The following is a 13,249-nucleotide window of genomic DNA, read 5'->3' as shown; positions in this document are numbered from 1 at the left end:
GTCCGAGAAAGGGAAGTGTGGCGTCGGAATGGCCGGGAAGGCCTGTCGGGCGCCTGGTGGAGTTTCAGGATGATTGTTTTGGAGGGAAGATGAGAGTGTGTGAAGTTCAAACGGCGCCGGTCCGATGGGTCCGCCAGATGCTGTTCCTGTGGGCGCTTACCGCGCTCTGTGTGATTTCAGGCGCGTCCGCATCGCAGGCCCATGCGCGTGACGAGAACTACGTCTGGATCAACGTCGAGACGGATCGGCTGAGCGGGCGCTTCGAGATCGCGTTCGACGACCTCCGGGACAGGCTCGGGATCGCGATCCCGGAGGAGCAGGATGCGCGGGAAGCCGCGGTTCGCGAGAACGCGGCCGAGATACAGCGCTACATCGACGAAAACTTCGACTTCCTGATCGATGGCGCCGAGCTTCAGGTGATCTTCGGGGAGGCCGGACTCGCGCCGGGCGCGGAGACACGCTTTGCCTCCTTCGCTTTCGAGACGGCCCCGATCGACCCGCCGGACCAGATCGAGATCCGGAACGAGATCCTGCTGTCATGGGAGTCCCCGCTCTACCGAAGCCTTATCGTCGCCGAATACGACCGAAAGCGTGGCCTGACCCATCCGCAGGACCACGTGGTCCAGGTCTACGGACCCAACAAGACGCTTCAGACGCTGGATTTCACCAACCTCGAGACGATCCTTACGCCGCGGGAGTTCGTGTGGCAGGGCATCCTCCACGTTATTGCCGGTCCCGATCACGTCCTGTTTCTCGCCGCGCTGCTCCTGTCCGCGGTCATGCGAATGGCGCCGCCACGGCACTGGGAACCTGCGGAAGGCATGGGGAAGGTCGCGTGGAACGCGTTTTGGGTCATCACCCTGTTCGCGGTTGCGCATTCAGCGACGCTGGCGTTGACGGTCCTTGGCATTCTCCAGCCGAACATCCAGCTGATCGAGTCCCTCATCGCGCTCTCGATCGTCGTAGTCGCGCTCAACAACCTGTTCCCGGTTCTCGACAGTGGGCGGTGGTTGATGATCGTATTCTTCGGACTGTTCCACGGAATGGGCTTTGCCTCGGCGATGAGCGACCTTCAGTTTCGCCTGGTCGAGCCGGTCAAGATCCTGCTGAACTTTAACGTCGGGATCGAGATCGGTCAGTTGATCATTCTCTTTCTCTTGCTGCCGCTGTTCTACATGATCCGTAAAACCGCATTCTTTCGGCGCTGGATATTTCAGGGCGGCAGCCTCGTGATTGCCGCCATCGCGGGATACTGGACCATCATTCGGGGGCTCGGATTGTGATTTCCGCAGCGGTTTGCAGAAATGGCCTGAATGGCAGGGGAGTCCGTTTCCCGAACGGTTCCTGCCTTGCGGGGTAGAAGAGAGAATTCGATGGCGGCACCGGCCTCCACATCAGAGACGTCAACTAGGCGATCGAGCTCCAAAGGGCTGACGGCGTCGTTCCTGGCAAAGCTCGGATCGCTGTTCTCGGAGCCTGATCGCCGGAGACTCGTGCGGCTCTTCTACGCCATCGTGCTCATGGCCTTTCTACAGGTGGTTGGCATCGCCTCGGTGCTTCCGTTTCTTAATCTGGCTGCGGACCCCGGGACAATCGCGGAGTCGGACAGGCTGCAACAGATCTACGGATTGTTCGGTCTCACAACCAACCGGTCGGCGTTGATCGCTACCGGAATTGCCGTTGTCGGGCTGCTTGCAATCGCCAACGCCGCGTCCGCCTACCTGATACTTCAGCGCCAGCGCATCGCCTGGTCTGTCGCCCATCACCTGTCGATGCGGTTGGTGGAGGGCTACGTGGCGCTGCCCTACAGGTTCTTCCTCGGACGCAGCTCCGCTGATCTGATCAAGAAGAACATCAACGATGTGAATGGCATCGTGAACGGGGTCATCCTGGAGGGAAGCAAGCTGGCCACTTACCTGATCACCAGCGTGATGATCCTTTCCATGCTCGCATTCGTCGAGCCTGCGGCGACGCTTCTCGCCTGTGGGGTGTTGCTGGCCATGTTCGGCACAATCGCAGTCCTGCGTCACAGGTTCCTCAGCGATCTCGGCCGCCAGAGCCTGAGCACCAATCAGCGGCGTTTCGAGACGTTTGTGGATCTGGTCGGGGGCATCAAGACGGTAAAGACCGACAGTGCGCAGGATTTTTTCGTGAGCCGTTTCGAACGGGCTTCAAGGGAATTCTCGGTCATCAACCCCCGCGTTCAGTCGACGGCGGCGATCCCGCGCTTCGCGGTGGAGGTGGTGGCGATGGGCGGTGTCGTCCTGACGACGATTTACCTCGTTGCCCAGGGCATTCGACTGGACGAGTTTCTCCCGTCCTTGACGCTGTTCGCCATCGCTGCCTATCGCCTGATCCCGGCAATCTCGGGCGCCTATTCGAGCTATGTCAGCGTTGTGAGCAGCCTTCCGGCCGTGGACAGCATCTACGAAGACCTGCAGGATCCCTCCCTGCTTTCGCCGCCCGTGCAGCGGCCAGTCGCATTTGAGCGCAGCATCGAAGTCGACCGGCTTTGCTTCCGGTATGACGAGGTCAATCCCCTGGTTTTGGACAATGTCACCCTTTCGATTGCACGCGGCGAGAAGGTTGCCTTCGTGGGCCCATCGGGAAGCGGGAAATCGACGCTGATCGACGCCGTCATGGGGCTCTACCAACCGCTGTCAGGTCAGATCCTGGTCGATGGAATTGCGCTCGACGGTGGCACCAAAGAGAGCTGGCGCACGCGGATCGGCTATGTGCCCCAGAGCGTGTTTCTTTACGACGACACCATCGCACGGAACGTTGCCTTCGGCCGTGCGGAGATCGACAGGGAAAGGCTGCGCGAGGCGTGTGACTGCGCGCAGCTCGGCTCATTGCTGGAGAAGCTGCCGAATGGATTCGAAACCAGGCTGGGCGAGAACGGTGTGCGCCTCAGCGGGGGCGAGCGGCAGCGGATCGGTCTCGCCCGCGCATTCTACCGCCGCCCCGACGTGCTGGTGCTCGACGAAGCCACGAGTTCACTGGACAACCGAACCGAGAAGGCGGTCATCGACGCGATATCGCGCCAATTGCCGTCGGCCACGACGCTGATGATTGCGCATCGGATCTCGACGGTGCGCCACTGCGACCGGCTGTTCGTGATGGACCGCGGGACGATACTGGCTGAAGGAACCTTCCAGGAACTGATCGAGGGCAATGCGTTGTTTCAGGAACTCGCCCATGTCTCCTGACACCTGGTCTGCGACTGGCTTGTATTCCTGGCGTGTGAAAGGTTGTCCGGCGTCGGCTCGCGACGCAGAGACTGCAGGCGGGGAAGGGTCCGGTTCATCGTGGCCATCCGGGATCGAAGCTCAACAAGACGCCGGGACCATCGAAGGACGCCGCTAAAACGTGGTCAGCATGATCCAGCGGAGACCCCGCATCAACCGCCCGACCGAGGCTGAGAGCTTGATCGAGCCGTGGTGCGACGTTCACAGCACCGTCCGTCCTTTCCATACTCTCCACGACACGGCGCCGGAATCGGAAAGCATCGTCCCGGTGCCCCCACAGGCACCTCAAGCACCAGCAATCACCGCAGAGCACTCCCTCGGGGTTGGACCACACCGAACTCGGTCGAAACGTTAAGCAATGTTTTATGGGGATTATGCTCGTTGGACGACCCGCGAAGCCAGTGGCGAACGAAAGCAAGCCATTTTCAGATCGGAGCGTCGTTCCATACCATTTGCCGCGCCGAGTTGGTGCCGCTCGGACGTATCCGAAGCACCGTTCTCGCCTGACTTGGCCCGACGCGCACACCTGCGTTCCCAGTTGCAATGATCGAAATCAGGGAAGCGGCGAGCGTTTCCACCGCCGCGCTGCGGATCAGACGAGAATATCCCCGGCAAGTTCTGCAATCGTCATCGAAAGGAGTCTCAGCACATCGTCGCCGCCCAGATCAAATTCAACGGCGCTGCCGACCTGGCTTGCCAAGGCCAGTGCGTCCACTTCGCTAGCGAAACCGAAACCGGTGAGGTCAAGATGATCCATGCCGTCCTCGAAGTCCTTGATGAGATCGGACCCGTCTCCGGGAGCGATCACGAAGATGTCTGCGCCGCGCCCGCCATGCAGGAAATCCGCCCCCCGGGACCCATCGAGCACGTCCTCGCCCCAGCCGCCGACAAGCCGGTCGTCCCCCCAGCCGCCAAGCAGCTGGTCGTTGCCGCCTCGGCCGTATAGAGAATCCTCGCCGCTGTTGCCCCAGGCCCGGTCGCGGCCCTTGCCGCCATCCAGATAGTCATCGCCGTCCGCGCCCCACATCCGGTCCTTGCCGACATTGCCGTAAAGGCTGTCGTGGCCCAACTCGCCGTAGAGCCAGTCGCCGTTGTCTCCGCCCGAAATCTGGTCGTCTCCGCGCCCCCCTCGAAGGGTGTTGCTGAATCCATTTCCGGTGAGCACGTCATTGCCATCACCTGCAGCCACGTTCTCGATCGCGCTGCCGGCGGCGATGCTCGCCCATGCGGTGCCGTCCACCGACAGTTTTCCCTGCTCGAGATCGAGCGTCACAGGCGCCGAGACCGCCACCAGGTTCAGCCAGTCCTTGCCGCCATTCGTATCACTGATCGTCCCGCGTCCGGGCTCGGCGGATCTGAGTTCCAGAAAGTCATTCGTGAAATGATGCACGTCGCTGACGTTCGCCGAGGCCCCGTAGAAATCGAGACTGAAGCCATCGATCTGTCCGGTCTTTCCGTCGGCGTTGTAATCCTCGACCTTCAGCGTCCAGGTGCCAGCAGTCGACATGCCGCGGAAGGCCGTGACCTCGAATGTCCATTCGAAGCCGTTCTCCATGAGTGCGTCGCCGCTTTCGAAGGTGGCGGTATACACATATTCCTCGCCCTCCCGGACGAGAAACGGGATTTCCGTGCCATCCGGCGCGACCAGCGAGAAGACCGTGTCGACGGCGCGCGCGTGCGTCACCTCGAGCGTCACGGCAATCGTCTCTATCGTGATGTTCTCCGACACCACCAGATCGATCTCGGCCGGCGTGCCCGCGGTCCCCGATGCTGCCGAGTCGTCCGGTATCGCGACTGCGTCACCGCCGTAACTTGCCGAGACGTGCAGTTCGTTGGCCGATGTCTGTGGTGTGGACTGGAACCGTGACCAGGCTTCGGCCATTCGCACCGCGGCAAAGGCGTCCACCATCCCGAAGCCGTAATTGAAATGAAAACTCATGCCACCGCCGTTCCAGTTGGTGGCCCCGTTCGAATCCCAGTTCGAGATCTCAAGACCGGATGCGGATCCTCCAAAGGTCGACCCCGTAAGGGCGGCCGATGTGGCGAGGATCGTCTGCACGTCCCTCCAGCCGAGGGCGTCGTTGGCCTCGAGCATCAGGGCGATGACCCCGGAAACCAACGGTGTCGCGGCCGACGTTCCCGAGAAGCCGTCGAAGTAATCGCCATCGTCCCGATTGGTGTTCACCCCGTTGGAGCCGGACAGATCCGTGGTCACCGCGGCCGCCGGAGCCGTGATGAGCAACGACGTGCCCCAGTTCGAAAAGGCGTCGGCGGCGCCTGTCGCATCCGTCGATCCCACGGTGATGGTGAACCGCGACGCATTGAGCGCGTAGCCATTGGCATTGCGTGCGTCGTTGCCCGCGGCCTGCACGATGATTGTGCCGGACCCGTCCCGTCCGGTCGCCGCGATCCCGGCATAGGCGTCTTGCCAGGCAGATGCGCGGCTGGTCGGGTCCGCGAGACTGCCCGGCGCCTCAGGGTCGACCTCGCCCCCGAAGAAGGACGGACCGTAAGGGAACTTCAGCAGGTAGCCGTATCCCGCAGCCTCGCCCCAACTGTTGTTCATGATGTCGAAGTTGCCCGCCCAGGCGAAGGCCTCGAGCGAGAGCGTCTCTGCGTCCGGCTGGAACTGAATATCGCCCACGAAGTTCACGCCGGTCATCATTACGCCGGGTGCGACGCCGACCCCGCCGACGTCGTTCATCGCGGTTGCGCCCAGAAGCCCGGCAACCGCCGTTCCATGCACGCTGTTTGTCGTCATCGGATTGTAGGTCGCGCCGTCGCTGTCGGTAAAGTGGAGGGAGGGATCGTAGGTCGCCGTCAGGTCGGGGTGGGTGTATTCCACCCCGTCGTCATAGACGCCGACGGTCACGCCTCGCCCAGCATAGTCGTCCCAGATCGTCTCGATGTCTCCGATCAGTTCGAAATGCCATTGCGTGTCGAAAAGCGGGTCGCTGGGGCGGGCCATGAGTATCCTCGACTGGTCGGGTTCAGGAATGGTCTGTCAGGGAGAAAGCTGGTGGCCGATTGGCCGTTCGGATGGTCTCGGCCGGAAACAGCGTGACGGAACCTGCCGGGAATGCCGGATATCCGGTCTCCCGATCGGGAGATTGCGTGAGGAGAGGTTTTGCCACCGCTTCGCCTTCCTGCCCCCACGTCAGGAATTAGCTCGGAACGAGGGCAATTCTGTGGCGCTTGCAGAAGATTTGCCTCGCATTGGTGGAAATGCTTGGCATCACTCTATCTCTGACAGGGACGTCCGGCGACCGCTCGGTGGGGGGCGAAGCTGCGCCGCAATGGCGATCAGCGCGCCTTGTCGCCGGTCCCGGCCAGGCCTTGGCAGGGTGCTGACGACAGATACAGGCATGTGATAGCATCGCACGACAATGGATCAGAAAATCGAACAGACCGCGGCGGCATCGCCGGACATCGAGGCCGCAGCCATTGTGCTCCGGGACCATCGAGAGCGTTACAGGGCTTCGGCGGTGCTCACCGAAAGCGATCCGAATTACGCAGATCCCCGCAGTTGCATCAGGGACGCGGTTGCCCATGCCGAGCGCGCAGCGGGTGCGGAGCCTCCGGCTTTGCGTGAGGCTCTCTGGTCGGCCCTAATCGAACGCAAGGGCGCGACCGAATTCGACTGGACCTGTGCCGCTTTCCATGCCCTTGAGAGCGGCAATTTCGGCGCGGCCCAAACGCGCGCCGGACGGTCGCTGGCACGGGGGGGCAACGATCTGGGCGCGCAGGCGATCCTGCATCAGGCTCGGAGAGGCGGGGCGGCGGATGACGGCTTCACGGGCCAGTTCTGCGATGCGCCGTTTCGCACGATCGAGACCGCACCGGGCGGAGATGTCTATTTCTGCTGTCCGGCCTGGCTTCCGAAGCCGATCGGCAACCTCGGCGACGATTCCGCCGAAGCCATCTGGAACTCCGCGGCGGCCAGGGACATCCGGGCCTCGATCCACGACGGAAGCTACCGCTACTGCAGCCGGAGCCACTGCCCGAAACTTTCGGGCAATTCCCTGCCCGAAACGACCGAACTCACGCACGCCCGCATGGCCGAGATCGCGCAATCCGAAGCGACGGCGCTCGAGGACATGCCGGAGCGGCTGGTGTTGTCGCACGACCGGTCGTGCAACCTGTCCTGTCCCACCTGCCGCAGCGAGCTCGTGCTAGCCCGCAAGGAGGAACAGAAACGCCTGAATGCGCTGGCCGACCGGGTGCTGTTTCCCCTCATGGGGCGGGCGCGGCGCGTGCGCCTGACCGGAAGCGGCGATCCCTTCGGTAGCGCGCATTTCCAGTACATTCTGCGGCGTCTGCGAGACATCGAGAACCCAAACCTCAAGATCGATCTGCAGACGAACGGTGTGCTGCTGACGCCCGCGCTCTGGGAGCGTCTCGGGCTTGAGGGCAGGGTCGACCAGATGCTGGTCTCGGCCGATGCCGCCACGCCGGAGACCTATGCCGAACTTCGCCGTGGCGCGACGTTCGATCAGCTTTTGCGCGCACTCGACTTCATTGCCGAACTGCGGCGCGACAATCGGATCCGCGTCTTCCGGCTGGACTTCGTTGTGCAGGCCCGCAATTTCCGCGAGATGCCGGCTTTCGCGAAGCTCGCCCGGAGCTTCGGATGCGATGGCGTCAAGTTCCAGATGGTCCGCAACTGGGGCACCTTCACGCCGGAGGAGTTCAGCGCGGCCGATATCGGCCGACACGACCACCCGGAGCACGGAGAGTTTCGGGCGGTGCTGGAGGACCCCTCGCTGAAATCGCCCAAGGTCGAGATCTGGGGCCTCCGCCTCTAGGCCCCCGAAACGTTGGTTTCAGTACCAGAAGATGGCAGTTGCACCGCGTGCGATGGCCGATGAGAACTCCATCGGCCGCCTGTTGAAACGGGGATCAAGGTAATGCCTATTCTTGCTTGGTCCGGGCTAATATGGCGTTCTCGTTCCATCGATTCCTTTGGCGTTGGAATGTCTTCGGTGGGCCAATCGCCCGTGTTGCAAATTTGCTGACCAAGTAAATGAGATTTTACGAAAAATTTCCTTTCAGCACGCGCTGATTACCTGCCCGATGCCTGCCATGGCTCTTAGGCAGATGCGGTCTCATCCGATCTATTTGCGTGTTGTCCTGCCAAAGCGAGTTGGTCTCCACGCCTCCTTGAGTTCAGGAGTGTGACACAGCCGTTCATATCGACCGCGGTCAATTCAATTGGTCCAGAGCCAAGGAGACGCACAGGGGCGCAATGCGGCAAAGCTTCAGAAAAATGCATTCAAACTCGCGATTTTGTTGTAAGATATCTACGGGGCATTTTGCTCTTGTGGGGGAGTTGTGCGTTCGATGTTCTTGACGAGGCAGAGCGGACTAAGAGGTTCGCTCATCGTCCTTTTTGTCGGCTTGTGCGTGGCGTTCACGATGGTGATAGGCCTCTATCTTGCGGGATTTGATGCAGTTGCCGCATTAAGGGACCGCAACCTGAGCGACGCTCCGGAAGCCGGTCTGATCAGCGACCTCGGTATCTTGGTGATGGCGTTCGCAGGAGTGACTGCTGCGATTGAGGCTTGGAGAAGCGCAAACCTGCCGCTTGGAATTCTGGCCTTGTTTTGTTGGCTCTTCGCATTGGATGATGCCTTGAGGATCCACGAAGCGTTCGGGCCGTTGGAGAGCGCCATCTTTGCTCTCTACGGGCTTCTAGCCGCCCTGGCGCTTTTCCTGTTCAGAAAACCAGGGGCTCCCCTTACCTGGCCGATAATCGTCGCCATCGCAGCGTTCGCTTTTTCGGTTTCAATTGATGTGTTGTGGGTTTGGTTGGTCGAAAATCTGCAAACGCCGGTACAGACCAAGCACCTGTTGCACCGGATAGGGATCGTACTCGAGGACGTGCCGAAGTTCGGAGGCATTCTTGTCCTATCAAGCTTTGCGATTGGAGAGGCATTTCTGGTTCGAGGTATTCGCAAAAGCATGAGGCTCCGGTCCCAATGAATTTCATAGCCGGAAGATGATAGCGGTGGCGCGTGCTCGGCCTACGGGAACACCTTCGGGCGCCCGTCGCAGCGAGAGTCGATCTTGCGCAGTGGCTTTGATACGGTTGAGAGGCTTGAACCTGCGATTGTCGTGGCGGACAGGCATTTCAGGTGCCGCCAGCGGTGGCAGCAATGCGTTCCCGCATGTCTTTCAAGGCATCGTTGGATCGGTCCGCGTTGTTCCCCCAGCCGGCGTTCATCCGTTCTGCGGGGGTAGGCCAGTCGGGAGTGTCCCAAGGCCCGGGCAGTCGTTCTGGCCGATCTGGACGCAGCCCCTGTCGGCAGTTCTTGATCAGCGAGCGATATAAGGCGATCTTGTCGTCCAAGGGCAGACAACTGGGGGCTGCCGGATTGACTGACCTGCGCACGATCCCGAAAAATCTCTTTCAGAGACAGGGCCGGTGTCGCAGACGGGATACCAATTTCATGCGTGACAAGAGCCGGAACCCGGAACGATGACCAAATTTTCAAACTACCTCGTTGCGTGGCTGCTGTTCTTTCCGGTGGCGCTTCCCGTCGCCGGTCAGGAACCGTCGGAGATCGCGGCACTTCAGAAGGATCTTTCTTCGACCGAGGCCGCCACACGCGATGCCGCCGAGGCGCAATTGCGTGACCTTGCGGACAAGGGCGACGCTGAGGCCGCTGGAATTCTGTCCCGCGCGATGGACAAGAGCGGCGACCGCCAGGCGGCCATCGATATCCTGAGGCCGGCCGCCGCTTCTGGCGACATTCCCACCATCCAGCGCCTCACCTGGCTGCTTCGCGAAAGCGATGCCGATGCCGGGGAAATCCTCGATGCCCTGCGGCTCGGGTGGGAAGCCGGTGACGTCGCGTCCGGCATCAACTATGCGCGCGGCCTGACCGGCGCGGGCGATCCCGACAGCCTGCGTATCGCACGCCAGACGCTGGAGGCGGCCTCGTCGCGCCCTGGCTTCACCGCCTGGGCCGACCTGGCCAGCATGCGAAAGTCAGGTGTCGGCGGCGCCACCGATCCCGAGGGCGCGTTTCGCGCGACACAAGAGGCCGCCAATTCGGGAAACGCCTGGTCAGAGCTCCACCTTGCCCGAATGTTTCTGAATGGCGAGGGAACGGAGCCCAACCCGGCGGCCGCGTTGGACCATTACCAGGCGGCGTTGCAGGGCGAGGCAGAGCTTGCCGCCGCCGCTCGTCGCGATCTCGTTGCCGGTCATCTATACCGGAATTTCGACTCCCTGTCCGATCCCGGTGCCGGTCTCGATCTGGCCGCCGAGGGTATCGCCGCGGGCGACATCGGAATGGTCCGGATTGTCGCAACGATGCGGGAAGAAGAGGGTGCCCTTGGAGCAAGAGCCGAGACACTCAGGCAGCAAGCCCTGGAAATCGCCAACCAGGCTGCCGCCGGCGGCGACGAGACCGCGGCCCGCAGCATTTTCGATTACTGGCACAAGCTGGCGGTCCGGTCCCCGGAAGGCGCCCGAGAAGAGGCTGCGATCGTCACCGCCTACGGGGCGCTTCTCGACCGGCCCAGACTTGTCCGGCACGAACTCGTGAACCTGGCGCAGAGGGTCGAAGGACCGGCGGAGCGCGCGGAGGCCGTTGCTCTGCTCGAGACGCTTGAGGGCAAGGACTATACAGCTGCGTTGCTCGACCTCCGGACGCACAAGAATCTTTACGTGCAGGCCCTGCAAACGCGTCTGGCTCAACGGGGATATGACCCCGGCGTTCCCGACGGTCTCCTCGGCCCTCGCACGCTGAGGTCGTTCGCGGCGTTCTGCGAGAGCTACGGTGTCGAAGCCGAATGCGAGAACGGGCCACTTTCTTGGCAGATCGGAAGAGCCATCGGAAGTCACCTCGATCCGGGCGACGATCCGGCGGAGCCCTGATTGCGGCGGGCGAGTTACTCGGGACCTGACCACGCCCGGATGTTGCCAGGAGACTGGCGTTGGCAGCCATTGCTTCGCCTCCGGAAAACCAAGGCAAAAAACGGCTGCGACGAGAGCTTTGACGGCCACGCCCGCGCCAGGATCCCCGTCTGGACCCAGGATTGCAACCGGGCCGGACCTTGCTCATTGCTCGGCGGACTCATGCCTCGGAGACCCCAGGGTATTATTCCCGAAGAGGTGCCGGGCCCGCCCCCCTCTCGAAGGAACGCGCCGGACCACTGGGCCGGCGCGCTTGATTTCAATCCGCGTGAAAGCGCGTCAGCTGGCCCGGGCCAGGCCGACGACAGCTGTGGCGTCGCGCATGAATTCCTCCAGCTTTCTGTGCAGGAGCGCCTCATCGGCGAGGTCGCCGAGGTAGTTGCTCAAGACGGCGATCGTCCGATCATTGCCGGGGGAACGAAGGCCCTCTCGGATCAGTTCCTGTACAAGCTCTCGTTCACCCGACAGAGCGTCGTCTTTCAACTGAGCTGCCCATCCGGCGATAAATCGGAACGCCTGAATGCGTGCCTGGAAGGCAAGCTCCCCGTCGCGTGCGAATTTCGCCTCCATCGATTGTTCGCGCTTCTTGAATGCTGACATCGGTTTTCTGTCCTCCTGAAAACTGTTGATCGAAGGTCGGTACTGCCCTCTCAAGCGGCGCGAAGGCCCTGCGGTTGTTCAAACTTCCGGCTGCCATCCTCTTCGGCCGTGATGGCGTCCCTTTGTGATCCTTCGAGCAGTTCGATCACCTCGCGGCCCAGGGCGCGCTGCTGTGCGGTATCGAGGATCATTTCCTCGACCGCGTCGAAGAGGCTGCCTCGGGTAAGGCCGATCAGGTGGAGCTGGCGATCCGAGAGGCGGTCGAGCGCCGTCATGACAGCGGTGAAGTCGCGCTCGAAACGCCAGTCGTCGTAGGACTGCCGGAGGGGTGCCATGCGGCCCGGCCGCGACGGTTCGCCTGCGGTTGCTCCGGTCGCTTCGAACGTGGAGAAAAGTCGCTTGAACATCGGAAAGTCTCCTGTGGTGAAGGCCGTGGGTCAGACGGCAAGAACGTTGACCGCTTCTTCCAACTGCAGGATCGCCCGTTTCATGTAGAAGCCCTGCAATGCCAGATGGTTGGCAAAAATCGACCGGTCCCGGTCTCCATTGAGCACGATCGTCGGCCTGAGCTCTGCGCCCTGCCGGAGACCGTCGAGCGCCTGAGCCCAGATCGGGCCGAGGTTACGCTCGCGAATGACCCGCTCGAAATCCTCGCCGAGGTTCGAAAGCACAACGTGGTAGCCGTGCAGCATTCCCTTGTTGTGGTAGAACACATCATCGGCCTGGCGGCTGAAAATCCACCATCCGGTGTTCTGCGCCCGCTCCAGCCGCGCTGTCTGCGCCCCCAGATCGGCCGAGATGCGCGAGAGCGTGGCCGCCAGGGTATCCGCGCGCCGTTCGAACACGGCCTCGCCGCGCGCCAGCCTGTCATTGTAATGCATCAGCGCCGACAACCCCTGGCGGTACTGCGTTTCCGAAGACACCGACGGCAGCAGCGAGCGCGTGGGCTCCCAGATCCAGATGTCTGGCGGGAACTGGAGAAACCCGGTGGCGCGCTCAAGATCGGGATCGTCACTCGAAGAGCCGCGTGTGCGCGCGATCTGATCGAGCAGCTCAAAGCTGAACCGGCCGACCGCATCGATAACGCCTGTCTGGAAGTTGGGCATGTTGTCAAGCACGGCGGAGGGCGCGACGATCGGGTCGTTCGGGGTCCAGCCATTCTCGTTCAGCTCTCTCTGGATCAAGGCCGCCGCCGCGGCGACGGCCGCACTTGCACCCGAGCCGTCGGTGGTGACGGCCGGCGGCTCGGTGCTGATCGCGTGCTTCAATGGCCCGAGCACCCCATAGGCCACAATGGCCCAGATCGAGACGCCAACAGCGAGGTAGCGGGCCCATCGCAGAACGGGGAACTTTCGGGTTTGGTGCTCCGAGCGCGCTTCCCCGGTGCCTGCGAGTACAGGCAGGAGGCCAGTTCCGTGAGAATGGGCATGGTGGCTATCGGATGTCACTGGACTTTTCCCCTTGCGGCTTCGAACGA

At 62.2% G+C, this 13,249-nt stretch carries 9 protein-coding genes; 5 read left to right on the top strand and 4 right to left on the bottom strand.

Annotated features, from left to right (window positions below; translation table 11 throughout):
• Positions 1-95: 95 nt before the first annotated feature.
• The gene (locus ACFQ2S_RS23840) at positions 96-1,283 is read left to right on the top strand and encodes a HupE/UreJ family protein (protein ID WP_386078974.1); all 1,188 of its coding nucleotides are present in this window, start codon (positions 96-98) and stop codon (positions 1,281-1,283) included.
• 30 nt (positions 1,284-1,313) lie between these two features.
• Positions 1,314-3,209, top strand: coding sequence for an ABC transporter ATP-binding protein (locus tag ACFQ2S_RS23835; RefSeq protein WP_386078972.1), 1,896 nt, complete (start codon positions 1,314-1,316; stop codon positions 3,207-3,209).
• Positions 3,210-3,840: 631 nt separating this feature from the next.
• Here ACFQ2S_RS23835 and ACFQ2S_RS23830 read toward each other — a convergent pair.
• Entirely contained in the window at positions 3,841-6,216 is a 2,376-nt protein-coding gene (locus ACFQ2S_RS23830; protein ID WP_386078969.1) for a S8 family serine peptidase, read from the bottom strand.
• Positions 6,217-6,634: 418 nt separating this feature from the next.
• On the opposite strand from ACFQ2S_RS23830, the gene ACFQ2S_RS23825 reads away from it, so the two are divergent.
• From ACFQ2S_RS23825 to ACFQ2S_RS23815, 3 genes are all read left to right on the top strand, one after another.
• Positions 6,635-8,053, top strand: a complete 1,419-nt coding sequence (locus tag ACFQ2S_RS23825) for a radical SAM protein (protein WP_386078966.1) — start codon at positions 6,635-6,637, stop codon at positions 8,051-8,053.
• Between the two features lie 535 nt (positions 8,054-8,588).
• Positions 8,589-9,230, top strand: coding sequence for a hypothetical protein (locus tag ACFQ2S_RS23820; RefSeq protein WP_386078963.1), 642 nt, complete (start codon positions 8,589-8,591; stop codon positions 9,228-9,230).
• A 496-nt stretch (positions 9,231-9,726) separates the two neighbouring features.
• The gene (locus tag ACFQ2S_RS23815) at positions 9,727-11,133 is read left to right on the top strand and encodes a hypothetical protein (protein WP_386078960.1); all 1,407 of its coding nucleotides are present in this window, start codon (positions 9,727-9,729) and stop codon (positions 11,131-11,133) included.
• A 318-nt stretch (positions 11,134-11,451) separates the two neighbouring features.
• Here the strand turns inward: ACFQ2S_RS23815 and ACFQ2S_RS23810 are convergent, their stop codons facing one another.
• From ACFQ2S_RS23810 to ACFQ2S_RS23800, 3 genes are read right to left on the bottom strand one after another with little or no spacing between them, the layout of a single operon-like run.
• Entirely contained in the window at positions 11,452-11,772 is a 321-nt protein-coding gene (locus ACFQ2S_RS23810; RefSeq protein WP_386078957.1) for an ATPase inhibitor subunit zeta, read from the bottom strand.
• 50 nt (positions 11,773-11,822) lie between these two features.
• Complete coding sequence (locus tag ACFQ2S_RS23805; RefSeq protein WP_386078955.1) at positions 11,823-12,179, bottom strand: hypothetical protein; 357 nt, start codon at positions 12,177-12,179, stop codon at positions 11,823-11,825.
• A gap of 30 nt (positions 12,180-12,209) precedes the next feature.
• Positions 12,210-13,220, bottom strand: a complete 1,011-nt coding sequence (locus ACFQ2S_RS23800) for a DUF2333 family protein (RefSeq protein WP_386078953.1) — start codon at positions 13,218-13,220, stop codon at positions 12,210-12,212.
• Positions 13,221-13,249: the final 29 nt, after the last annotated feature.

This window comes from Tropicimonas aquimaris (assembly GCF_042676185.1).
Classification (GTDB): domain Bacteria; phylum Pseudomonadota; class Alphaproteobacteria; order Rhodobacterales; family Rhodobacteraceae; genus Tropicimonas; species Tropicimonas aquimaris.
This window is presented reverse-complemented; position numbering and strand designations above follow the sequence as displayed.

Coding starts and splice junctions, on each gene's coding strand:
- ACFQ2S_RS23820 (WP_386078963.1), top strand. CDS start 8,589: ATGTTCTTGACGAGGCAGAGCGGACTAAGAGGTTCGCTCATCGTCCTT.
- ACFQ2S_RS23805 (WP_386078955.1), bottom strand. CDS start 12,179: ATGTTCAAGCGACTTTTCTCCACGTTCGAAGCGACCGGAGCAACCGCA.
- ACFQ2S_RS23810 (WP_386078957.1), bottom strand. CDS start 11,772: ATGTCAGCATTCAAGAAGCGCGAACAATCGATGGAGGCGAAATTCGCA.
- ACFQ2S_RS23835 (WP_386078972.1), top strand. CDS start 1,314: ATGGCAGGGGAGTCCGTTTCCCGAACGGTTCCTGCCTTGCGGGGTAGA.
- ACFQ2S_RS23825 (WP_386078966.1), top strand. CDS start 6,635: ATGGATCAGAAAATCGAACAGACCGCGGCGGCATCGCCGGACATCGAG.
- ACFQ2S_RS23815 (WP_386078960.1), top strand. CDS start 9,727: ATGACCAAATTTTCAAACTACCTCGTTGCGTGGCTGCTGTTCTTTCCG.
- ACFQ2S_RS23830 (WP_386078969.1), bottom strand. CDS start 6,216: ATGGCCCGCCCCAGCGACCCGCTTTTCGACACGCAATGGCATTTCGAA.